The sequence below is a fragment of the Williamsia sp. Y712 genome (assembly GCF_059445525.1).
This window is the reverse complement of sequence record NZ_JCAIUN010000001.1, coordinates 2,563,356-2,585,546: the sequence shown is the minus strand read 5'-3', so window position 1 is coordinate 2,585,546 and position 22,191 is coordinate 2,563,356. Positions and strand designations below refer to the sequence as shown.

The 22,191-nt window shown below is 63.4% G+C and carries 21 protein-coding genes and 2 tRNA genes; 8 read left to right on the top strand and 15 right to left on the bottom strand.

Going from position 1 to position 22,191, the window contains the following annotated elements; translation table 11 throughout:
- Nucleotides 1–137 precede the first annotated feature (137 nt).
- The 5 genes from AC1D75_RS11825 (at nucleotide 138) to AC1D75_RS11805 (ending at nucleotide 7,723) form a co-directional block, all read left to right on the top strand.
- A complete protein-coding gene (locus tag AC1D75_RS11825; protein WP_495515395.1) occupies nucleotides 138–1,277 on the top strand; it encodes an acyl-CoA dehydrogenase family protein in 1,140 nt (379 codons plus the stop codon).
- A 33-nt stretch (nucleotides 1,278–1,310) separates the two neighbouring features.
- On the top strand, nucleotides 1,311–2,033 hold the full coding sequence (locus tag AC1D75_RS11820) for a GntR family transcriptional regulator (protein WP_495515394.1): 723 nt from the start codon (nucleotides 1,311–1,313) through the stop codon (nucleotides 2,031–2,033).
- 81 nt (nucleotides 2,034–2,114) lie between these two features.
- Nucleotides 2,115–4,943, top strand: coding sequence for an AfsR/SARP family transcriptional regulator (locus AC1D75_RS11815; protein ID WP_495515393.1), 2,829 nt, complete (start codon nucleotides 2,115–2,117; stop codon nucleotides 4,941–4,943).
- Nucleotides 4,944–5,195: 252 nt separating this feature from the next.
- Entirely contained in the window at nucleotides 5,196–5,525 is a 330-nt protein-coding gene (locus tag AC1D75_RS11810; RefSeq protein ID WP_495515392.1) for a histone-like nucleoid-structuring protein Lsr2, read from the top strand.
- Nucleotides 5,526–6,073: 548 nt separating this feature from the next.
- A complete protein-coding gene (locus tag AC1D75_RS11805) occupies nucleotides 6,074–7,723 on the top strand; it encodes a DHA2 family efflux MFS transporter permease subunit (protein WP_495515391.1) in 1,650 nt (549 codons plus the stop codon).
- A gap of 29 nt (nucleotides 7,724–7,752) precedes the next feature.
- Here the strand turns inward: AC1D75_RS11805 and AC1D75_RS11800 are convergent.
- Together AC1D75_RS11800 and AC1D75_RS11795 are read right to left on the bottom strand one after the other, a co-directional pair.
- Nucleotides 7,753–7,829 (bottom strand) — tRNA-Ile (locus AC1D75_RS11800).
- Between the two features lie 211 nt (nucleotides 7,830–8,040).
- Nucleotides 8,041–8,113 (bottom strand) — tRNA-Asn (locus AC1D75_RS11795).
- A gap of 188 nt (nucleotides 8,114–8,301) precedes the next feature.
- Here AC1D75_RS11795 and AC1D75_RS11790 point away from each other — a divergent pair.
- Entirely contained in the window at nucleotides 8,302–8,547 is a 246-nt protein-coding gene (locus AC1D75_RS11790; protein ID WP_495515390.1) for a hypothetical protein, read from the top strand.
- Between the two features lie 22 nt (nucleotides 8,548–8,569).
- Here AC1D75_RS11790 and dnaG read toward each other — a convergent pair whose 3' ends face one another.
- From dnaG to AC1D75_RS11765, 5 genes are all read right to left on the bottom strand, one after another.
- Nucleotides 8,570–10,516 carry a DNA primase gene (dnaG, locus tag AC1D75_RS11785; protein ID WP_495515389.1) on the bottom strand — a complete coding sequence of 649 codons (1,947 nt, stop codon included), beginning with the start codon at nucleotides 10,514–10,516 and terminating at the stop codon, nucleotides 8,570–8,572.
- Nucleotides 10,517–10,565: 49 nt separating this feature from the next.
- A complete protein-coding gene (locus tag AC1D75_RS11780) occupies nucleotides 10,566–11,864 on the bottom strand; it encodes a deoxyguanosinetriphosphate triphosphohydrolase (RefSeq protein ID WP_495516056.1) in 1,299 nt (432 codons plus the stop codon).
- A 1-nt stretch (nucleotide 11,865) separates the two neighbouring features.
- A complete protein-coding gene (locus tag AC1D75_RS11775) occupies nucleotides 11,866–12,354 on the bottom strand; it encodes a cold-shock protein (protein WP_495515388.1) in 489 nt (162 codons plus the stop codon).
- A 151-nt stretch (nucleotides 12,355–12,505) separates the two neighbouring features.
- Nucleotides 12,506–13,006, bottom strand: a complete 501-nt coding sequence (locus tag AC1D75_RS11770) for a hypothetical protein (protein ID WP_495515387.1) — start codon at nucleotides 13,004–13,006, stop codon at nucleotides 12,506–12,508.
- Between the two features lie 67 nt (nucleotides 13,007–13,073).
- On the bottom strand, nucleotides 13,074–14,462 hold the full coding sequence (locus AC1D75_RS11765; RefSeq protein WP_495515386.1) for a glycine--tRNA ligase: 1,389 nt from the start codon (nucleotides 14,460–14,462) through the stop codon (nucleotides 13,074–13,076).
- Nucleotides 14,463–14,580: 118 nt separating this feature from the next.
- Here AC1D75_RS11765 and AC1D75_RS11760 point away from each other — a divergent pair, with 118 nt between their 5' ends.
- Nucleotides 14,581–14,958, top strand: coding sequence for an ArsR/SmtB family transcription factor (locus AC1D75_RS11760; RefSeq protein ID WP_495515385.1), 378 nt, complete (start codon nucleotides 14,581–14,583; stop codon nucleotides 14,956–14,958).
- Complete coding sequence (locus AC1D75_RS11755; protein ID WP_482134982.1) at nucleotides 14,955–15,368, top strand: Fur family transcriptional regulator; 414 nt, start codon at nucleotides 14,955–14,957, stop codon at nucleotides 15,366–15,368. Before AC1D75_RS11760 ends, AC1D75_RS11755 begins: the two co-directional genes overlap by 4 nt.
- Nucleotides 15,369–15,393: 25 nt before the next feature.
- On the opposite strand, the gene AC1D75_RS11750 is transcribed toward AC1D75_RS11755, so the two are convergent.
- From AC1D75_RS11750 to ybeY, 8 genes are all read right to left on the bottom strand, one after another.
- Entirely contained in the window at nucleotides 15,394–15,798 is a 405-nt protein-coding gene (locus tag AC1D75_RS11750) for a hypothetical protein (RefSeq protein WP_495515384.1), read from the bottom strand.
- Entirely contained in the window at nucleotides 15,791–16,612 is an 822-nt protein-coding gene (locus AC1D75_RS11745; protein WP_495515383.1) for an isoprenyl transferase, read from the bottom strand. The genes AC1D75_RS11750 and AC1D75_RS11745 overlap by 8 nt, the downstream gene beginning before the upstream one ends.
- Nucleotides 16,575–17,402, bottom strand: coding sequence for a DNA repair protein RecO (gene recO / locus AC1D75_RS11740; RefSeq protein WP_495515382.1), 828 nt, complete (start codon nucleotides 17,400–17,402; stop codon nucleotides 16,575–16,577). The genes AC1D75_RS11745 and recO overlap by 38 nt, the downstream gene beginning before the upstream one ends.
- A 63-nt stretch (nucleotides 17,403–17,465) precedes the next feature.
- The gene (locus tag AC1D75_RS11735; RefSeq protein WP_495515381.1) at nucleotides 17,466–18,842 is read right to left on the bottom strand and encodes a YhgE/Pip domain-containing protein; all 1,377 of its coding nucleotides are present in this window, start codon (nucleotides 18,840–18,842) and stop codon (nucleotides 17,466–17,468) included.
- Nucleotides 18,843–18,895: 53 nt separating this feature from the next.
- Complete coding sequence (gene era / locus AC1D75_RS11730) at nucleotides 18,896–19,816, bottom strand: GTPase Era (protein WP_495515380.1); 921 nt, start codon at nucleotides 19,814–19,816, stop codon at nucleotides 18,896–18,898.
- On the bottom strand, nucleotides 19,813–20,187 hold the full coding sequence (locus AC1D75_RS11725; protein ID WP_495515379.1) for a cytidine deaminase-like protein: 375 nt from the start codon (nucleotides 20,185–20,187) through the stop codon (nucleotides 19,813–19,815). Before AC1D75_RS11725 ends, era begins: the two co-directional genes overlap by 4 nt.
- The gene (locus tag AC1D75_RS11720) at nucleotides 20,184–21,599 is read right to left on the bottom strand and encodes a hemolysin family protein (protein ID WP_495515378.1); all 1,416 of its coding nucleotides are present in this window, start codon (nucleotides 21,597–21,599) and stop codon (nucleotides 20,184–20,186) included. Before AC1D75_RS11720 ends, AC1D75_RS11725 begins: the two co-directional genes overlap by 4 nt.
- Nucleotides 21,600–21,605: 6 nt before the next feature.
- Nucleotides 21,606–22,157, bottom strand: coding sequence for an rRNA maturation RNase YbeY (gene ybeY / locus AC1D75_RS11715; protein ID WP_495515377.1), 552 nt, complete (start codon nucleotides 22,155–22,157; stop codon nucleotides 21,606–21,608).
- Nucleotides 22,158–22,191: the final 34 nt, after the last annotated feature.

Here is a 22,191-nt window from a genome sequence, read left to right as displayed (position 1 = left end):
GCCGCCAATGTAAGCCCTCCAGAGACCTGCACCACACCACCTACCGATCGCCAGCTCCCCCAACTGCAGATATTCCATCACATATATGTGATGTGTTACGTTCAGCCCGAGCCGAACCCCTAGCCAGGAGCATCGTCATGACCACTTTCACGTCCGAACAGACCGACTTCGCCAAGTCGGTCGCAGACTTCTGCGCCCGCGAGGCGGGCACCCGCGAACAACGCGACGCACTCACCGCAGGCGGCACAGAGCTGCACTCGGTGGAGCTCTACAAGAAGATGGCCGACCTCGGATGGGCCGGAATCCTGGTGCCCGAGGAGTACGGCGGCGCCGGCGCCGGAAACATGGAGATGTGCATCCTGCTCGAAGAGGCGATGCGAGGTAACGCCCCGATCGGTGGCATCGGCCCGACCCTGATCACGGCTGCGGCCTACCAGAAGTTCGCAAGCGAGCAGATGAAGAAAGAGGTTCTCGCCGATGTTGTTGCGGGCGAGTCACTCTCGATCTCGATGTCCGAGCCGGAGGCGGGTTCCGACGTCGCCGCCATCACCTGCCGGGCCGAGAAGGTGGACGGCGGCTGGGTCATCAACGGCCAAAAGACCTGGTGCTCCAACGCGCACTTCGCCAAGAGCATCCTGCTCATCGCCCGCACGGATCGCACCGGCAAGAAGCACGAGGGCCTGACCCAGTTCCACATTCCTGCGGGTACCGAAGGTCTCGAGATCAGCGGGATCGACACACTCGGGGGCCGCGAGGTCAACGACCTCTATTTCACCAACGTGCGTGTGCCGGACAGCGCGGTGGTCGGTGAGGTCGGCAACGGCTGGAACCAGCTCATGAGCGGGCTCAACACCGAGCGCCTCATCCTGGCCGCCATGCAACTCGGCGTCGCCGAACGCGCGTTCACCAATACCCTCGAGTTCGTCAGCGAGCGCAAGCAATTCGGCCGTCCGGTGGGTACCTTCCAGGCACTGCGGCACCGCCTGGCCGACCATGCCACCGAGATCGAATGCACCAAGCTGCTGGTCTACAGCGTCGCCGCACAGTCGGACGCGGACCCGAAGAAGATGTTGCCGCGCGAAGCGTCGATGGCCAAGCTCAAGGCCACCGAGGTCTCCAAGGCGATGACCATCGACGGCATGCAGATGATGGGTGGATACGGCTACGCAACCGAGTTCGATGCAGAGCGTCTGATGCGGGGTGCGATCATTTCCACTGTGTATGGCGGAACCAACGAGATCCAGCGCGACATCATCGGCAAGACCTACGGTCTGTAATCTGCCAAGACCTACGGGCGGTAATTTGCACTGATGACCACATCGCGAGCGGCCGCATCCCGAAACTCGCTGCGCCGGCGACCTCAACTCTCCGAGGAGGTCGCCGGCCATCTTCGCCATCTCATCATGACCGGCGCCATTCGCCCGGGTGAGTTCATCCGGATGGACGAAACCGCCGTCGACCTGCAGGTCAGTGTGACTCCGGTACGCGAGGCGCTACTCACCCTGCGTGGTGAGGGAATGGTCAACCTGGCGCCGCATCGCGGATATGTGGTCGCCGACCTGACCCGACAGGATGTCGAGGACATCTTCTGGCTGCAGGGTGTTCTGGCCGTCGAGCTCGCGGTCCGGATCGCGAAAACGGTGACACCGGCCCAACTCGACGAACTCACCGAACTCAACGACGAGCTCAGGATCGCCGTCGAGTCCGGACGGCCCGCCGACGTCACCGCTGCCGAGTTCGAGTTCCATCGCGTCCACAACCGCATCGCCGACGGCGGCAAACTGGCCTGGTTCCTGCTCAACGCCACCCGCTACACACCCCATGAGCTCTATGCCAATGACCCACAGTGGGGCGCGGTTGCCTGCGAGAGCCACACCAAACTCATCGACGCCTACCGCGGCGGCGATCGCGACGAGGTGATCGCGCAGACCCGACGCCAGTTCACCGATGGCGCCGAGCGTCTGACCCGTCATCTGGAATCCATCGGCCTGTGGGCAGAAGATCCCGACGCCGACGCGACAACAAAGCGCTGAGGAAAACCCGGACACATATCGCCCACGTATGGATCGACCAACCGATCTGACGCGATGGTCGCTGTTCTCTATTCTCATGGCATGCCAGACATATCGGTGCGAGTACTCGGCGCGCTCACCGTCATCCGGGACGGCGAACCGGTTGCACTCGGCGGACCTCTCCCCCGCGCTCTGCTCGCCCGACTGGTGATGGCCCGCGGCCAGATGGTTCCCGATGCCGGGTTGATCGACGACCTCTGGCGCGACAATCCCCCGCGCTCTGCTCAACTGACCCTCCAGGGCTATGTGGCATCGCTCCGCAAAGCGCTCGAACCCGAGCGTGGTCGATCGGCACCGGCGATTCTCGTCCGACGCGGCACCGGATATGCACTGGCCATCGATCCCCAACAGATCGATGCAGGCAGATTCGAGACCCTGGCAAAGGAAGGTCGCGATCAGCTGGCGGCGGGAAGCGCCGACGCAGCGCGGCACACGCTGGCCGAAGCACTCGAATTATGGTGGGGCCCAGCTTATGCCGATGCAGCCAACTGGGAGTTCGCCGCCATCGAGTCCGCCCGCCTCGAACGTCTTCGCGACGACGCCCTCGAAGATCACCTCGCGGCCCGGTCCGATTGCGGCGAATACGCCGCGGTCACCGCGGGGCTCGAAGCCATCGTCGCAGCCGACCCGCTTCGGGAACGCGCATGGGAACTGTTGGCGCTGGCGCAGTACCGTGCCGGCAACCAGGGTGATGCGCTCGCATCGCTGCGAACGGCTCGCGAACGAATTGCCGACGAACTCGGCACCGATCCGCGCCAGAGCCTGCTCGATCTCCAGAGTGCGATCCTGAACCAGGACGCGATCCTGATGTCGGGGCAACCCGATCTCCGGGCGATACCGGAATCGGGGCCGACCGCGAATCCTGAACGACCCACCGGGAACATACCGCTGGCCCTGTCCTCACTGGTCGGACGTGTCGAACAGATCAAGGACGTCGCCGACCTCGTCGCCGAACACCGTCTGGTCACCCTCGTCGGCCCCGGCGGGATGGGCAAGACCCGGGCCGCCCTCGAGGTGGCGCGAGAACGCAAAGACATCGACGGCCCCTGGTTGGCCGAACTCGCAGGCGCACAAAATGCCGCCGCGGTACTCGACACCGTCGTCTCGGCACTCGGACTGACACTCAACGGCGGGATCCCGGTGCTGACATCACTGTTGCACGACCGCGATTTCCTTCTCGTACTGGACAATTGCGAACACCTGCTCGACGAGGTCGCGGCACTGACGACGGCGATCCTGCGCACGTGCCCCCGGGTCCGGATACTCGCCACGAGTCGTGAGGCACTGGGTGTTGCCGGCGAATCGACCTTCGAGATGCCTCCGCTCGCGGACTCGGCCGAACTCTTCCTCGAACGGGCCGGGTCCGCCGCGACCGACGCCACGCCGGAGGACATCGAAACACTCTGCGCCGCACTTGATCACATGCCACTGGCGATCGAGCTCGCCGCCGGCCAATCAGCGACACTGTCGGTCCGGCAGATCATCGACATGCTCGACGACCGATTCGAATTCCTCCGCGGTGGTCCCCGGACCAACAAACGGCATGCCACGATGCAGGCCGCCATCGACGGCTCCTACCAGTCGTTGACCGTGAGCGAACGAGCGTTGTTCTGCGATCTCGCGGTCTTCACAGGCGGCTTCGACCTCGATGCCGCAAAGCAGGTCACCGGGCACCGCGGGCTTCTCGCCGACCTGACCGCATTGGTCAACAAATCGATGCTCAAGGTCATGGGCGGTGACCCTCGCCGCTACCTGATGCTCGAAACACTCCGCAGCTACGCGCAGGTGCAACAGGATCCGGAACGGGCCGCAAATCTGCGTCAGGCCCATATCGACTGGGTCGTCGCTCTTGCCACCGACGCCTATCTGGGTCTTCGCGGCCCACGCTGCCTGCAGTGGACCCGCCGTCTCGACGCCGAGATGGCCAATGTGCGGGCCGCGCTCGACTGCGTCGACCCGCGTTCACAGACGTATCTCGAGATTGTCGGCAATGTCTATTGGTTCTGGTACCGGCGGGGATTCGCCGACGAGGGCATGCGCATGCTCGCACCCGCCGTAGACGCCCCCAGAAGTGTTCCCGTCGCCACCCGGGCGCGGGCGATCGCAGGCCGCGCGATCATGTGTTATCTCGGCGCCGACCTCCCGGCCCTTTTTGCCGCATTGACGTGCCTCGCGGAGGTCTGTGCCGAATTCGATATCCGGTCCGCCGACAGGGTCGAACAAGTCGCCCGCGGGGACGCCACGGTGACACTGGCCTTCTTCGAAGCCGGATCCGGCGTGGTCGACGCCGCCCGGATACACGCAGGCGAGGCACTGGAGATCGGCCGAAGGTACAACTCGCCATGGACTGTCGGCGAGGCCTTGATGTCCCTGGGCACGGCCGACTTCCGCGCAGGCAAGGACCGGTCGGCGAGTGAATACCTGGACGCAGCCGTCGCGACCGCACGCGACTGCGGTTACGACTGGCTCGGCGCTTCCGCGCTCTGGATACATGCCAAAAGTGATATTGCCCAAGAGAAGTGGGATGGGCCCGCCGAACGCAAGCTGGCCCAGATGGTCGGATACTGCGAACGTGCCTACGACCTCACCTCATGGATGGTCGCTCTTTTCACATTGGCATATGCCCTTTTCCGGCGCGGGCGCCATGACATTGCGAGTCAGCTCATCGGGGTTGTCGACAACATGACCGAACTCACCGGCTATTCCCCGGAAAAGATGGATGTCGTCGAGCTCGCTTCTTTTGGGTCGGCCATGCGATCGGAGATAGACCCGGAGGTCTTCACCCGCGAATCATCAACCGGCCGCACAATGACCCGCGACGAGATCCGCGGTCTGGTTCAAGAATGGGCCGGATCAACAGAGATCTCTTGATCTGATTTCCATCCGATTCCCCCACACAATTCGGACAAGTCGGCATCGATCTGCCCACCGCTCGGAGATGTCGGATCCACGATCAGCACGATGTGTGCCGGCGTTGCACGCCATCAGATCTGCGTGTGGACTTCTCGAACCGCCAACTATCGCGATCTTTTGCCTTCTTCTCAGGTCCAGTTGTTATGATTGACCTCCATCAGCCTCGAATTCGTGTTCGTCGGTCGCAAAAAATGAGTGGAGAGTCCAGAAGTGGCTAAGAAGCAAGTAGTGGAGTTCATCGACGACCTCGACGGAAAGGTTCTCGAAGAATTCGAGACCGTGCGATGGGGACTCGATGGCAAACAATATGAGTTCGATACTTCCCCGAAGCACGCAGAAACATTCCGCCGGGTACTCGCCAAGTACCTGAGCGCATCGCGGCGCATCAACACCTCCCGCCAGGGCGGACGGGCAGCGGAGAAGGTCGAAAAGGCACCCACACAAGCGATTCGGGAGTGGGCCAAAGAAGAGGGCTACGAGATCAGTGACCGGGGCCGAATCCCGGGCGCGATCATCGAAGCCTACGACGAAGTGCACTAGAGCACGCCGGATCCGAGCCCGCCTTTCGCACAAATAGGGCACGGACCATCCGCGCAGCAAGCCAGATCACGTCTGCCCCGACCCGCCCAGGGTTGGGGCAGACGCATTTTTCAGACCAATTCCCCGCACCGGCGATCTACAGTCCTGACGAGCGCCTCATCGGCCAGGTCACGGCGGGCATCCCCTATTGCGCAGGTCACACTTCTCGATTTCCGGCGCATTCCTCTCGCTGAAGACAGACGAATCCACGGGGGGTTTCGACCACACCCGAAAACCCATCCGAGATGCCTCCCGTACCCCACTGCGGCACAACACAACTCAATACCAGTCGACAATGTCGTCGCGACATTCTTTGGCACGCAATAACTTAACGACCATCACCGTTGCGTCCGATCCAATTTCGCCCACAAGCACTCCACCTATTCACGAACACTCCACCGCGACGCGCGGTAAGTGGAGCAGATCGGTCCCGGTGGAGCAATTGCCGTACCGGGGCCACCACACCGGCATATGGTGAATTCACCAATCCACCCTCTCGGGAGTGTGACATGGACAAACCGAATAAACAGACCCCGCCGGAGCCCGAGAATACAGTGGCCGGGCACAGGTGGGCCGCCTTGATAGTTCTGGTCGGCGGCCTGGCGATGATCGTCATCGACGGAACCATCGTGGGTGTGGCGCTCCCGGTTCTGGTGGATGATCTGAAGTTGAACTTCGACGACGCCCAATGGGTCAACAGTCTCTACTCGGTGATCTTCGCCGCACTGCTGCTGACCGCAGGTCGCCTTGGCGACAGATTGGGTCGCCGCCGTCTGTACGTCGTCGGGATCGCGATCTTCGTGATCGGCAGCCTGCTGGCCTCGACAGCAGACAGTGCGACGAGCTTGATCACGGCCAGAGCCGTGCAGGGTGTGGGTGGCGCATGCGTCTTGCCCGCCACGTTGTCCACGATGAACTCCATCTTCCGCGGCAAGGACAGAGCGGTCGCCTTCGGTGTATGGGGTGCCGTCATCGCAGGTGTTGCCGCAATCGGGCCACTGCTCGGAGGCTGGATCACCACGGACTTCACCTGGCCGTGGATCTTCATCATCAACGTTCCGATCGGCATCGTCCTACTGATCGCGACGTACCTGGTGGTTCCCGAAACCCGTGCCGGTGTCATCGAACCAGGACTGGACGTACTGGGACTACTACTGAGTGCCTTGGGCTTCGGCGCATTGATCTTCGCCCTCATCGAAGGTGGCACGCTGGGCTGGTGGACCCAGAAAGCAGATCTGCATCTGTTCGGGCTGACCTGGTCGACTGACGCACCACTGTCCGTGGTGCCGACCATCGGCGCGATCGGGATCGTCTTGCTGATCGCATTCGTGGTGTGGGAGGGACATCGCGGGCGGGTTCATCGGTCCGCGATCCTGGACTTGAACCTCTTTCGCACATCTACATTCAGCTGGGGCAACGTAACGGCCATGACGGTTGCGATTGCCGAGTTCGGGCTGCTGTTCGTGATGCCCCTTTATCTCGTCAACGCGCTGGGTCTGAGCACGATGGGGGCCGGTTTCGTACTCGCGGCCATGGCCGGCGGCGCATTCATATCCGGCTCGCTCGCAAGGCATCTCACCGCACTCATCGGTGCTCCCGGGACGGTGATCCTGGGATTGCTTCTGGAAGTCGTCGGGGTGATAGTCGTCGCGGTCTTCGTCACTTCGACCGTTGCACCGTGGCTTCTGGCCTTACTCCTGGTGATTTATGGAACCGGACTCGGACTCGCTTCCGCGCAACTCACCGGAATCACCTTGGCTGACATACCTCCGCAGGAATCCGGGCAAGGTTCAGCAACGCAGAGCACCGTCCGGCAGTTGGGTTCGGCAATCGGGACCGCCGTGGTCGGTGCGGTGTTGGCTTTCGGGTTGTCGAGAAACCTACCGGGCACACTCGAATCGGGCGGAGTGCCGCCGCCGGAAGCAACTCGACTCTCCGACTCGACCCGGGAATCCGCGGGCAGTGCCATCGGAGTCCTGCGAGAACAGGGCAGCCAAGGGCAATTGGGCCAGGCGGAGCCGGACGTGGTGCGTTTGTTGTCCGACGGGTTTGCCGAGGCAACGCGCTACTCGCTCTACGTGTCCGCGGCCTTCCTGGTAGTGGGTCTGCTCGGGGCGCTGCGGGTCAGGGCGAGTGCCCGAAAAATCGCGTCGCGCTGAGCCCGAACGGGTGTCCGATCGCGAGACCATGGTGGGGCGGGCGGGGCTCGAACCCGCGACCTATGGATTATGAGTCCACGGCTCTAACCAACTGAGCTACCGCCCCGAGTGCGGCGAAATCGTCGCCGCAAACCTCGCTGATGCTACCGAGTGAGCGCCTCCTTCGCGCAACCGCCCCTCGGCGCGGCGCGTTGTCCATTTGCGATGCCTTGACCGGCAAGGACTGACTCTCAGGATTTACCAGGGGTAAGAGGTGGGCAAACGAGTAACGGCACCTCCCGAAGATCCGGAAAGTGCCGTTACGCTGGTACTTCTTGCTCCCCCAACTGGACTTGAACCAGTAACCCTTCGATTAACAGTCGAATGCTCTGCCAATTGAGCTATGGGGGAATATCTTGGCCCTGGGGCCGAAAAAGACTTTAGCGCATAGGGGTGGTCGCATGCCAAATCGTGCTGGTGACGAGCGGTTCCGCGGCCAGATTCCCCCACTCCGCACTCGATCAGGCAGGATGGGGAGCACCCCTGCGGACGCACCCAAGTCGTCCGCGGAGCACTGCACCACGGAGGTCTGAGGACTTATGGTTCGATTTCTCGCTGCACTCGGCGTCGGCTACGTCCTGGGGGCCAAGGCCGGCCGAAAGCGCTACGAGCAGATCAACCGCGCGTACCGCTCCATCGCCGAGTCCCCGGCCACCAAGAAGGCTGTGGACGTCGGCAGGCAGAAACTCTCCGAGAAGATCAGCACACAGCCGAAGCTGACGGAATTGCGGACCATCGATGAAGAGACGACCGTGCTCGGTCCGGATGAATACCGGAACAACTGAGCACGACGAACACCCGACCGAACTAGGCCGTGTTCTCGTCCGGTCCCACGGCCAGCTCCAGCAGACTCCGTCGATAGGCCTCCAAGGCCACCAGATCGCCGAATAGAGCGTTGTAGGCGTCCGGGTCGTCCCCGGGTGACATCCGGCGCAGTTTCGACTTCAGATCGGCGATCTGAGAGCCCACCCAGACTTCCTGGAGTCTGGCGAGCACGCTGCCGATGTACTTCGGGATCATGTTCTCCGACACCAGCATCGACTCGACCGCAAGTTCTGTGACCAACGACTCCAGAACCGCGCCGTCCATCGACTGACCGATCGTCTCGACCCACTGCGCTCCCCCATGGGATGCGCTGGTGCCCCCGGCAGCCTCGATCGCCGCCCGGATCAGCTGGTAGGCGGGCTCGGTGAAGCACTCCGGCGGCAACGAGTCGAACACCGTCCCGGCGATGGCCGGATACTGCAGCGCCGATTTGAGGGCCTCGCGCTGGGCCCACAACTTCGGATCGGACGGCCGTGGCCGCACCACGCCCGGGTTCTTCGAGTCGATATCCGGTTCGGGCACCGCGGGAGTCGTCGCCTGGACCCGGCGATCCCGCGACTTCGAGGTGTCGGGGGCACCCGAGCGTGCGGCTTTCGCCTGCTTGACGGCTTCCTCGCGAACCCGCTGCAACACCTGGGGGACTTCTTCCCAGCCCACCCATCCCGCCAACTGACGGGCGTACTCGCCCCGTAGCGCCACATCACGAATCCGGGCCACAACCGGAACTGCGTCGCGCAGCGCATGCACGCGGCCCTCCGCGGTGTCCAGATCATGGTTGCCAAGCAGTGCCTTGACCGCGAACTCGAACATCGGGATACGACGGGCGATCAGATCCCGGACAGCGGCATCACCATGGATCTGCCGCAGCTCACACGGATCCATACCGTCCGGTGCCACCGCCACGAAGGTCTGTCCGGCGATACTCTGTTCGCCCTCAAAAGCCTTGAGTGCCGCAGCTTTTCCGGCGTCGTCGCCGTCGAATGTATAGATCACCTCGCCGCGGAAGTAGCTGTCGTCCATCATCAGCCGCCGCAGCAACGCCAGATGGTCTTCACCGAAGGCAGTTCCACACGACGCGATCGCGGTGGTCACACCGGCCAGGTGCATGGCCATGACGTCGGTGTATCCCTCGACCACCACCGCCTGATGCCCCTTGGCGATGTGCTTTTTGGCGTGGTCGAGGCCGAACAGCACCTGAGACTTCTTGTACAGCATCGTCTCTGGCGTGTTCATGTATTTGCCCATGTTGTCGTCGTCGAACAACTTGCGGGCACCGAAACCGATGATGTCGCCGCCGAGGTTCTTGATCGGCCACAACAGGCGACGATGGAACCTGTCGATCGGACCGCGCTGACCCTGCTTCGACAATCCGGCGGCCTCGAGTTCGGCGAACTCGAACCCCTGCGACATCAGGGTCTTGGTCATCGTGTCCCAGCCGGCCGGTGCATAACCACAGCCGAACTGCAGCGCGACCACACCGTCGAAGGAGCGTTCGGTGAGATATTCGCGAGCCTTCTGGGCCTCCGGCGACTTCAGCTGCTCCGCATAGAACTTCTGGGCCGCCGCGTTGGCTGCCACCAATCGAGCGCGGGTACCGCGGTCACGCACGACACTGGTGCCACCACCCTCGTAGCTGATCTGATAGCCGATCCGATCGGCCAGCTGCTCGACGGCTTCGACGAAGCTGACGTGTTCGACCTTCTGAAGGAACGAATAGACGTCGCCGCCTTCACCACAGCCGAAGCAGTGGAAGTGTCCATGGTTGGGACGCACATGGAACGACGGCGACTTCTCGTCGTGGAAGGGACAGAGCCCCTTCAATGAGTCGGCGCCCGCCTTGCGAAGCGCGACGTAGTCGCCGACGATCTCCTCGATGTGCGTGCTTTCACGGATTGCCGTGATGTCACGATCGGGAATTCGGCCTGCCACGCAGATCAGTCTAGGCGGAACTCCTTGTGGGTCCGCCCGCCCCCGACGTTTAGCCCAGGTGAGCCGATGCGCCCATGTTCTGACGATCCATCCGCTCGAGGCGTCCTTCGGTCATCGAGGCGATCTGGTCGACCACGACGCGCACCCGAGCAGCATCGTCAGTTGCCGAATTCCAGGCCGGTACCAGCAACGGATCCAGACCGCCGGGCGCGGCGTGCAGGAGCCAGTTGGCCACCCGATGGATGCGGTCACGCTGACGGGCCTGATGAGACCGGTGCCGCGGATCGGAGAAGATGAACCGCAGCGCCAGCGTCTTGAGCATCGCGACCTCGGCGGCGACGATCGGCGGGACGACGAGGTCGGCCTGATAGCGACAGACCGCACGCTCAGACGCCTCTCGGCGAGTGGTGGTGATGGCCGCCGACGCGAACCGTCCCACGAGCTCACTGGTCAGACGTTTGAGCGCCACCAACCGCACCATGGTGCCGTCGTAGGCGCCGACATCTTGCACGATGTCCATCGCCCACAGCCGCGCCGCGGCCTCGATCAGGACGTTTTCTTCCAGGTCCGGGAATTCCTTGAGACCCACCGCGGCCAGATCGCGCTGCTCGGTTCGGTCACCGAGGCTGCGCAGATCGATACGACCGGCCATCACACCGTCTTCGACGTCGTGGACGGAGTACGCAACATCGTCGGACCAGTCCATCACCTGACACTCGAGCGACTGCCGGGTATCGGTACGACCGTTCCGGATCCACGCCAGCGCGGCGGCATCGTCCTCGTACGCCCCGAACTTGCCGCCTGGCTTCTTGCGGGTCCACGGATATTTCAACGTGGCATCGAGCGACGCCCGCGTCAGGTTCAGCCCGACGCTACGGCCCTGCGAATCAAGGAGTTTCGGTTCGAGCCTGGTCAGGATGCGCAGGTTCTGCGCATTGCCCTCGAAGCCGCCGTACGCACTGGCGACCTCATCCAGCGCCCGTTCACCGTTGTGCCCGTAGGGCGGATGCCCGATGTCGTGCGCCAGTCCGGCCAGCTCGACCAGATCGGGATCGCAGCCGATACCGATGGCGATGCCCCGCCCGATCTGACCCACTTCCAATGAATGGGTCAGTCGGGTACGCGGGGTATCGCCTTCGTGTGGACCCACGACCTGGGTCTTGTCGGCCAACCGGCGCAGTGCCGCACAGTGCAGAACGCGAGCGCGGTCACGGGCGAACGCACTGCGATAGTCATTGCGGGTGCCGGTCAGCCCAGCAACCTTCACGCCCTCGGGAATCGGCCGCTCTACGTCGGATTCGTCGTAGTCGGCGCGGAGAACCGGGGGCGGTGTTGTGTCCGCCGACAAGTCAGTCAAGCACCCAGCCGCGAGCGATCGCGAAATCGGTGACACGCTGCCGGATCGCCAGGATCTGGGTCGCGGTCAAGGTGCCGGAGGCATCGAGCAGCAGCTCGGTGATCTCCTCCGAGAAGGCACCCGAATCGAGCGTTGCGGAATCACTGCTGCGCGACGGCCGACGACGATCGTCACGACCGGCGTCACGACCGGCGCCACGGCTGTCCTCATGGCGACGTTCCGGACGTGCCCGCTCTTCACGACGCGGACGCTCAGGTGCGGCACCGGCAGGCGCCGCTCCGGTCACCACAAGATTGACCGCCTTGGATCCACGGTCGGTCTCTTCGATGTCGAACTCGACCTCAGCGCCCGGTTTGAGGGAACTCTCGTCGATGTCGATGTCGTTGATATGCAGGAAGACATCCGAGCCGCCGGCATCAGGCGCCAAGAATCCGAAGCCCTTGTTGGCGTCGAAATGAACGATTTTTCCACTCACAGACACGGTTTACCCACTCTCTCGCCGCGTATACCGACCTCACCCCATGTGTGGCCGAACGGCTTGCCCAACCTTGAGTATCTCAGATACCTGCCGGTTCATACACCCAACCGACCGCTGGGCCTGCCGAATCGACTGCGAAAGTGGCGCGCGTGGACTAGCGGTGGTCTTTCTTGGCCTGACGTCGCTTACCCGCAGCCTTCGACGAGGCCTCGTACTTCTTGCGGCCGGGCGATTTGCGGGTCGCATCAACACGGTCTTTGCCCGCGGAGATGACCTTGCCTTTGCCCTCGGCCGAACCGCTGAACGACGTGCCGTCGCCCTTGGCCTGACCCAGACGAAGGTCCTTGAGGTCGGCAGCGCTCTTCTTGGCGATCACCCCGAGCTGACGACTGACCCGCGACAATGCGGCCTCGAACACCTCGGCTCGGGCCGCATTGTCGGCGTTGGCGGGACGCGCGACGCCCCGGCCACCCTTCTTGGTGACCTTGGCGGCGCCCGCCTGCCGATAGTTCTTCACGTGCTTGTTCCGCGCCCGCCGCGTTCTCATGTGCAGGTCGATCAGAGCGTCCTCATCGAGATCCGCGAGTTTCTTCCGTTTGGTCTTCCGGACCAGACGGTATTCCTCATCGGACAATGACCTGTGGATCTTCTTCATCAGACGCTCCGACCTTTGCGTTTCAGGCTCGTTGCCGTTCGGCGATCATAAGCAGCCGAAGCCGGTCTCAGCAGCCGATCAGCCGGACTGCCAGGTAGTCGACGACCTTGTCCAGGGCGATGCGTTCCTGCGTCATGGTGTCGCGCTCACGCACGGTGACCGCCTGATCGTCGAGTGTGTCGAAGTCGACCGTGACGCAGAACGGCGTACCGATCTCGTCCTGACGGCGGTAACGCTTGCCGATGCCCTGGGCGTCGTCGAACTCGACGTTCCAGTTCTGACGGAGCTCGGCGGCCAGTGCCTTCGCCTTTGGCGAGAGCTGCTCGTTACGTGAGAGCGGGAGCACCGCGACCTTGACCGGCGCGAGCCGGCGGTCGATCTTCAGTACCGTTCGAGTGTCGGTGCCGCCCTTGGCATTCGGCACCTGCTCTTCGGTGTAGGCATCACACAGGAACGCCATCAGCGACCGCGTCAGCCCGGCGGCCGGCTCGATCACGTACGGCGTGTAGCGCTCGCCGGTGGCCTGATCGAAGAACGACAGATCCTCGCCGGAGTGCTTGATGTGGGTGCTGAGGTCGAAGTCGGTGCGGTTGGCGATGCCCTCGAGCTCGCCCCACTCACCACCGGCAAAACCGAATCGGTATTCGACGTCGACGGTGCCCTTGGAGTAGTGCGAGAGCTTTTCCTTGGGGTGGTCGAACAGACGCAGGTTCTCCGGATCGATACCCAGATCGGTGTACCACTTGAGCCGGTGATCGATCCAGTACTGATGCCACTGTTCGTCCTCGCCCGGCTTGACGAAGAACTCCATCTCCATCTGCTCGAACTCACGCGTGCGGAAGATGAAGTTGCCGGGTGTGATCTCGTTGCGGAAGCTCTTGCCGATCTGGCCGATGCCGAACGGCGGCTTCTTGCGCGAGGTCGTCATCACGTTCTTGAAGTTGATGAAGATGCCCTGAGCGGTCTCGGGACGCAGGTAGTGCAGCCCGGCCTCGTCATCGACAGGTCCGAGGTACGTCTTCATCAAACCGGAGAATGCGCGGGGTTCGGTCCACGCACCGGGCTGACCGGTCTCCGGATCGTTGATGTCCGCCAGGCCGTTGGGCGGCAGATGTCCGTGCTTGTTCTCGTACGCCTCGATCAGGTGATCGGCGCGGTAGCGCTTGTGCGTGTGCAGCGACTCGACCAGCGGATCGCTGAACGTCTCGACGTGTCCGGACGCTTCCCACACCTTGCGCGGGAGGATCACCGACGAATCGAGCCCGACGACGTCGTCGCGGGAGGTGACCATGTTGCGCCACCACTGCTTCTTGATGTTGTCCTTGAGTTCAACACCCAGGGGCCCGTAGTCCCACGCCGATTTGGTGCCGCCGTAGATCTCTCCACACGGATACACCAACCCCCGGCGTTTACAGAGGTTGACTACGGTTTCCACGAGATTGGTTTTGCCTGCCACGGATCACAGCCTATCGGGCGGCGCGGGGCACCTGACGCGCGGCGGGCGCCCGCCCCATCGGGCGGACGAACCCGCGTCAGGATGTGCTTGTTTGACATGGCCGCTCACGCATATGAAAATGGTTTCCAACAGCCGCTCGATCCCCCCGCCGCAACGGAAGTGCCCTGTGACAAGTCAGCACGCAACCCCGGCTCCCACCGCCGTCGACAAGAAGGCGCTGGACGCTGCCGGAGAACTATTGCGGGCACTGTCCGCCCCGGTCCGGATCGCCATCGTGCTGCAACTACTCGGCGGTGGCCGGTGCGTCCACGAATTGGTCGGAACACTGGCGGTACCCCAACCACTGATCAGCCAGCATCTGCGAGTGCTCAAATCGGCAGGTGTGGTGCACGGTGAACGCTCTGGGCGCGAGGTCGTCTACTCCCTGGTCGACGACCATCTTGCACACATCGTCACCGATGCCATCGCACACGCGACCGAGGAGAGCGATTCATGAGTTCGGGTACCGAACAGCGACCGGTCACCGGTGTCCGCTCCACCCGACAGCGCAGCGCGATTGCCGAACTCCTCTCCGGCAGCGAAGAGTTCCGCTCGGCTCAGTATCTGCATGACCAACTCAAGGCCGCCGGCCAGTCGATCGGGCTCACCACGGTCTACCGGAACCTGCAGGCGCTGGCCGACGCCGGCCAGGTCGACGTCCTACGTACCGACAACGGCGAATCGGTCTATCGGTTCTGCTCGTCCGCGCATCATCACCATCACCTCGTCTGCCGCGAATGTGGCAGCACGGTCGAGATCCAGGCCGACAGCGTGGAGCAGTGGGCCACCGACGTCGCCGCGCAACACGGCTTCACCGACATCAGCCACACCGTCGAGATCTTCGGTCGCTGCCAATCTTGCTCGTGAATTCGGCCCGCTCGACGGTGACGGGTCAGCCGCGGATGGTGACGCCGACGTCCGCGCCGGTTCCGAGCACCATCAGCAGCATGGTTCGCAACGCGTCGTCGTTCAATGTTCCGGCCGGAAACGTGTAGTGCAGCAGCACATCTGCGGTCACCTCGTGGACCGCAAGTTTGACGGTGCCGAAGTTGGAGGCACCGGAGGCGGCTTCCACGTCGGTGCGCAACTGTTCGGTGACCGGTAGATCCCACGCCAGCACCTGCGTCAGCGACAGCACATCGAGCCCCGGCGCCAGCGCGAGCGCCCTCATCGAGACGACCGTCCCCTGGTGGTAGACGGTCAGCGAGTCGTCCTCGCCGCGTTGCACCGACATCTCCGGGGCCAACAGCCGTGCGGTCCGTTCGATGAGGCCGGCCTCCCCGGTGTCCTCAGGCACCGGTGGACCCCGGAACCCCGCCGAAACGCCGGTCTCGGCTCGCGTACTCCACGCAGGCGTCCCAGAGGTCGCGGCGGTCGAAGTCGGGAAAGAGCTTGTGCTGGTACACCATTTCGGCGTAGGCCGATTGCCAGAGCAGAAAGTTGGAGATCCGCTGTTCTCCCGACGGACGCAGGAACAGGTCAACATCGGGCATGTCCGGCTCGTCGAGATACTTGGCGAAGGACGCTTCGGTGATGCGTTCGGGGTCGAGTGTCCCGGCGGCGGCACGACGAGCGATCTCTTTGGCCGCGTCCGCGATCTCGGCCCGGCCACCGTAGTTGACGCACATCGTCAACGTCATGACGGTGTTGTCCTTGGTCAGCTCCTCGGCGACCTCCAGTTCGCGGATGACGCTGCGCCACAACCGTGGTCGACGACCGGCCCACCGGACCCGCACACCCATCTCGTTCATCTCGTCGCGACGACGACGGATGACATCGCGGTTGAAGCCCATCAGGAACTTCACCTCGTCCGGGCTGCGACTCCAGTTCTCGGTGGAGAACGCATACGCCGACAGCCAGCCGACACCCATCTCGATGCAGCCGCAGACGGTGTCCATCAAGACGGCCTCGCCGCGCTTGTGACCTTCGGTGCGGGGCAGGCCCCGATCTGTGGCCCACCGTCCGTTGCCGTCCATCACCAGAGCAACATGCTTGGGTACGAACTGCGGTGGAATCGCCGGCGGGCGGGCTCCGGACGGATGCGGATCCGGTGGCCGAACCTCTTTTGCCGGTTCAGCCTGCTGTGCTGTGTTGCGCCGTCGCGCGATCACTTGTGTCCTTCCTGCCGGTATCGGCATTCGCACCGGCGGCCGCCAGACCGCGATGAGGGGCCTCGCGCTCGATCAGCGGCAACGTGCGTAGCTGTCGTTCCAGATGCCACTGCAGGTGCGCCGCGGTCAATCCACTGGCCTGCCGCCGAGCAGAGTCGGTCACCTCGGTGGTGTGTTCCCATTGGCCACGGTAGAGCGCGTCCATCAGATCGAGGACGCCGGGTGAGGGCGTCGCAGACCCGGCCGGACGACAGTGCACACACACCGAACCACCGGCGGCGACGTGAAAAGCACGGTGTGGTCCGGCGTCTCCGCAGCGAGCGCAATGTTCCAGCGCCGGCATCCATCCCGCGAAATCCATGGCCCGCAGCAAGAACGCATCCAGTACGAATTCCTTGGGACGCTCCCCTGCCGCGATCGCCCGGAGTGCACCCACCGTCAGTCGTTGCAGGCGGTCGGCCGGGGCCCGCTCTTCACCGGCGAGCCGTTCAGCGGTTTCGAGGACGGCGCAGGCCGTTGTGTAGCGACCGTAATCGGAGACGATGGCCGAGGCGAAGGTATCGAGGCTGTAGACCTGGGTGATGATGTCGAGGTTGCGGCCCGGGTGCAGCAGCAGATCGACATGCGCAAACGGTTCGAGCCGGGCACCGAACTTCGACCGGGTGCGCCGTACCCCTTTGGCAACCGCACGGACCAACCCGTGTTCCTTGGTCAGCAACGTGATGATTCGGTCGGCCTCCCCCAGCTTGTGCTGGCGGAGGACAACGGCCTCATCGCGATACAACCTCACCAGATCAGTCTTCCACTCCCCACCGACCAACCGCACCGCGACATGCCTGCCCCGGATTTCTGATCACACTGCTTCGTGGACTCCCGAGTGATCGACCGGCTCAGGTGGTCGACGGATCAGGCCCTTGCGGTCGTACAGGATGCAGGCGATCGGCCCGATGATCAGTCCGACCACGGTGAAGATCACGAACATCACAACGGCGTCGAACAGACCGGCGTCGACATTCGCATCGAAGTACAGGATGGAACGCAAACCCATGAACGCCTGGTGCAACGGTTCGACCACGGCCAACCCGCGGACGAACCCTGGCACCGCCTCCAACGGCACCGTGCCACCTGAAGAAGGTATGCCGAGGATGACGAAGTAGACCAGATTGATGATCAGGCCGGCGTTACCGAAAATCGCCAGGATCGCATTGGCGACGACACCGATGCCGGTGATCACCAGAACCCCGAACATCCACAGCGCCATCTTGTTGGGTGTGTACATACCCACCCACTCGCAGATGAGCACGTAGAACCCCGAAACGATGATCGCGACGAGGAACATCGCCCACCATTTGATCACCATCGTCCCCAGCCGCGAGGACGGTAAGCGTTCGCGCAATCGGTAGATCGGACCAATCTCGAGCGGCGCGAACCCGAGTCTGCCGTCGACGATGGCGGAGACGATCATCGTTCCGGTGAATCCGGCCAGGATCAGCAGCAACCCGAGGTAGAAAGCAGTCAGACCTCTGCCTGCGGAGTCCGGAAGCGGGTTCGCCTCCGAGGCCTTGATGTCGATCGGTTTGCTGATGGCGGTCAGGCTGGCGCCGGTGACCTTGACGCCTGCCGCATCGGTCTGTTCGACGAGTGCAGCCGTCAACCTCTCGCCGAACTGGGTGTTCACCTGCTCCATCGCCTGATTGAAGAACAACGTGGCGATCTGCACGGTGAACGCACCCGCTCCCGGGTTCGTCAGCACCTCGATCACGGGCTGCGGGACCTCGGTGTCGCCGATCGCCGAACCGAGAAACGCAAAGCTGGCCGAACTGAAGTCGGCAGGGACGACTATCGCTCCATACGCCTGTGCATTGTCGAGCCGATCAAGCGCGGTCTGCCGGTCGACGACCTGTAGATCGAACTTGCCCGGATACTGCTCGTCGACACCGGCCTTGAGGCCGTCGATCAGCTCTTTGCCCAGATATTGCATTTCATCGGTGGTGCCGGGTTGCAGGGCCCCGGTGTCGGCGTCGACCACCACGATCGGAAAGTCGTCGAGATACTTTTCCGGATTGACCACCGGTGCCATGTACATGAACCCGAGCAGGCCCATCACCAGCACCACAACAGCTACCGGAAAGGTCCACAGCTTCCACGACCGCAACTCCGCCGCAAGGCTGGGTTCGAGCGACCCTGGCGGACGTTCGTGTTTGCCTTCCGGCTGTCCGGGTTCTGTCATAACGCCAATTCAACCCCGCCGGCACCGAGTCGTGGCCGCGAATCGCCGACCGGTCAGAAGCCGAGGCGCCCCATTTGTTTGGGATCCCGCTGCCAGTCCTTCGCGATCTTCACGTGGAGATCGAGGTAGACCTTGGCGCCGAGCATCTTTTCGATCTGCTTTCGGGCCACTGTGCCGACCTCCTTGAGGCGGGCACCCTGTTTCCCGATGATGATGCCTTTTTGGCTGCTCCGCTCGACGTACAGGATGGCGTGCACGTCGACCATCGGGATCTGATCGTCGCGGCGTTCGCGTTCGACGATCTCCTCGATCACCACGGCCAGAGAGTGCGGCAATTCGTCGTGGACGCCTTCGAGCGCCGCCTCCCTGATGAACTCGGCCATCAGCACGGTCTCGGGTTCGTCGGTGAGTTCACCGTCCGGATAGAACGCCGGACCGGGCTCCATCAGCCCACGCAGGACATCGATGAGTACGTCGAGTTGTTTGCCCTTGGTGGCGGAGACAGGGATGATCTCGCTGTCGGGTCCGAGGAGCTCCGACAATGCCATCAGTTGCTGCGCAACGCGTTCGGGCTTGACCTTGTCGATCTTGGTGACCAGGCCGACCACGGGTGTCTTGGGTGCCATCTCCCGCAGTTGCTCCGCGATCCACCGGTCGCCGGGCCCGATCTTCTCGTCGGCCGGGACGCAGAAACCGATCGCGTCGACTTCGGAGTAGGTGTCGCGCACCAGATCGTTCAGGCGCTTGCCGAGCAGTGTCCGTGGCCGGTGCAGGCCAGGGGTGTCCACCAGGATCAGTTGTGCGTCATCACGATTGACGATGCCGCGGATGGTGTGGCGGGTGGTCTGCGGACGACTGGAGGTGATTGCGATCTTCTCGCCGACCAGAGCATTCGTCAACGTCGACTTGCCGGTGTTGGGTCGGCCGACAAAACACACGAAACCGGAACGGAAATCTTCGGACTGAGCTGTCATCGTTGATCCAATCGACGCGGGTTCCCGCCTCCTGCGTCCGCGACGATCGCGTACGCCGACGAGCTCACCTCAGTCAGCGCCGCCAGTCCGGGGTCCGTGTCTGCACGACCCCCGGTAGTCGCGGGACCGCCGACAAGCAGCCCCGCTTCGAGTCCTTCTGCACCGCTGGCGAGCGCCATCGCGATGGCCACCTGGAGCGCCGAGAGTTGTAGTGCGGCAAGTTCAACCGGTCCGGCCGCATAGGTTCGTCCGTCGGAGTCGCGGACTGCGGCCCCGGAGGTCGCACCGACCCGGGCCATCGCACCGCGGGCCAGGATCAGCAGCTTGTTGTCTTCGGCATCGAGTTCGGATTCGACCGGTTCAGTCGTCATGAGGCCTCCTCGTGCCGATCGGCACGGTCTGCGGTGTCCGGCGAGTTGTCGGCCTGCTCGACGTGGTTCATGTCGGACTCGTCAGAATCCGGTGCGCTGTCCCGCTTCTTCTTGCGCTTCTTCTTTTTTTCGAGTTCCTTTTCAGGGATCTTGTGGACCACCACGGACACGATGCGAACGCGCCCCTGCCGGTTGGGTCCGCCTTCGGCGACAAGCCGCAGGCCATGCAATTCGACCGTCGCACCGGGCAGCGGCACCCGGCCGAGCACGAGCCCGAACAGACCACCGACGGTTTCGACGTCGTCCTCGTCGATCTCGACATCGAGCAGTTCCGCGAGGTCCTGGACCGGCAGTCGCGACGACACCCGGTAACCGCCAGACCCGTCGTCGAGCGGCTCGATGGGCGGCACCTCATCGCTGTCGTATTCGTCGTTGATCTCACCGACGATCTCTTCGAGCACATCCTCGATGGTCAGCAGACCGGCGACGCCGCCGTATTCATCGACCAGCACCGCCATGTGGTTGTGGCTGCGCTGCATGTCGGCGAGGACCTTGTCGAGTGGCTTGGAATCGGGGATGAACTCCGGCGGACGCATCAACTCCCGCACCTCGACAGCAGACGGCTGCGCAGGCGGAAGCAGGCGCTGAACAAGGTCTTTGAGGTATACGACACCGAGTACGTCGTCCGGGCTCTCACCGATCACCGGTAGGCGGGAGTGACCCGAGCGCACGGCCAGCGAGATCGCCTGCGCAGCAGATTTGGTGGATTCGATCCACACCATCTCACCGCGCGGGACCATCACCTCACGAGCGCTGGTGTCGCCGAGGTCGAAAACCGACTGGATCATCTTGCGTTCCCCGGCCGCGACCACACCGGTGAGTTCGGCCATGTCGACGACCTCACGCAACTCGACCTCGGTCGCGAACGGGCCGTTGCGGAAACCCTTGCCTGGCGTGATGGCGTTACCGAGCGTGATGAGAAGTCTGGTCAGTGGAGTCAGGAGCACGCCGATGGCCTGCAACACTGCCGCCGAGTTCACCGCGATCGAATAGGCATGCTGCGCACCGAGGGTCCGCGGCCCGACACCGATCACGACGTAATTGATCACCGCCATGCCCGCAACGGCGACCACGACACCCCAGGCGGTTCCCAGCTTGTCCATCGCGTAGACGGCCGCGGCCACCGTGGCCGCGGTCTCGGCCGTGATACGCAGCAGCACTGTCAGTGCGACGTACTTCGGCCGAGCGGACAGCACATCCCGCAACCGTCGGGCGCCGGGGCGGCCGTCCTTGACCAGGTCGTCCACCCGCGCGGGGGACACCGTCATCAGAGCATTGTCGACGGCGGCAAAAAGGCCGCCTATGGGTACCAGCGCCACCGCAGCAAGCAGCGGCAACAAGTCAGAAAGCACCGGTGATCAGCTCTCCCCAGCCGGTTTGTCTTCTCCGAACCCGATGTTGTTCAACAGCTTTGCGTCACGCTCGGCAACACGGGCGGCGCGCGCACGAGACCGGCGGTCGTCGTACCACTCTTCGATGATCTGACCCTGGAGTCCGAACATCAACTTCTCTTCCTCGGGCTCGGCATGATCAAAACCGAGGAGATGCAGCACGCCGTGCACGGTCAGCACCGACAATTCATGATCGGTGGAGTGCCGCGCGGTGGCGGCCTGCTCTGCCGCGAACTCCGGGCAGAGCACGATGTCGCCGAGCATCGACGGACCGGGTCCGGCCGTATCGGGCCGTCCACCTGGACTGAGTTCGTCCATCGGAAAACTCATCACGTCGGTGGGTCCGGGCAGATCCATCCACCGCATGTGCAGTTCTGCCATCGTTTCGTTGTCCACCAACACCATCGACAGCTCCGCTGCCGGATGCACGTCCATGCGGCCGAGTGCGAAGGTCGCAACGTCGATCAGCATCTCCTCCGGCACCTCGATACCGGACTCGTTGGCCACCTCGATACTCATGCCCGCCTCCTGGCGTCGCCGGGGGCACTCAGGC

Bases quoted from the DNA above. Each gene is read 5' to 3' on its own strand.
- AC1D75_RS11825 (WP_495515395.1), top strand. From the start codon at position 138: ATGACCACTTTCACGTCCGAACAGACCGACTTCGCCAAGTCGGTCGCA.
- era (WP_495515380.1), bottom strand. From the start codon at position 19,816: ATGACAGCTCAGTCCGAAGATTTCCGTTCCGGTTTCGTGTGTTTTGTC.
- AC1D75_RS11770 (WP_495515387.1), bottom strand. From the start codon at position 13,006: ATGAAGAAGATCCACAGGTCATTGTCCGATGAGGAATACCGTCTGGTC.
- AC1D75_RS11760 (WP_495515385.1), top strand. From the start codon at position 14,581: ATGGTTTCCAACAGCCGCTCGATCCCCCCGCCGCAACGGAAGTGCCCT.
- AC1D75_RS11755 (WP_482134982.1), top strand. From the start codon at position 14,955: ATGAGTTCGGGTACCGAACAGCGACCGGTCACCGGTGTCCGCTCCACC.
- AC1D75_RS11805 (WP_495515391.1), top strand. From the start codon at position 6,074: ATGGACAAACCGAATAAACAGACCCCGCCGGAGCCCGAGAATACAGTG.
- ybeY (WP_495515377.1), bottom strand. From the start codon at position 22,157: ATGAGTATCGAGGTGGCCAACGAGTCCGGTATCGAGGTGCCGGAGGAG.
- AC1D75_RS11735 (WP_495515381.1), bottom strand. From the start codon at position 18,842: ATGACAGAACCCGGACAGCCGGAAGGCAAACACGAACGTCCGCCAGGG.
- AC1D75_RS11820 (WP_495515394.1), top strand. From the start codon at position 1,311: ATGACCACATCGCGAGCGGCCGCATCCCGAAACTCGCTGCGCCGGCGA.
- AC1D75_RS11790 (WP_495515390.1), top strand. From the start codon at position 8,302: ATGGTTCGATTTCTCGCTGCACTCGGCGTCGGCTACGTCCTGGGGGCC.
- AC1D75_RS11725 (WP_495515379.1), bottom strand. From the start codon at position 20,187: ATGACGACTGAACCGGTCGAATCCGAACTCGATGCCGAAGACAACAAG.
- AC1D75_RS11815 (WP_495515393.1), top strand. From the start codon at position 2,115: ATGCCAGACATATCGGTGCGAGTACTCGGCGCGCTCACCGTCATCCGG.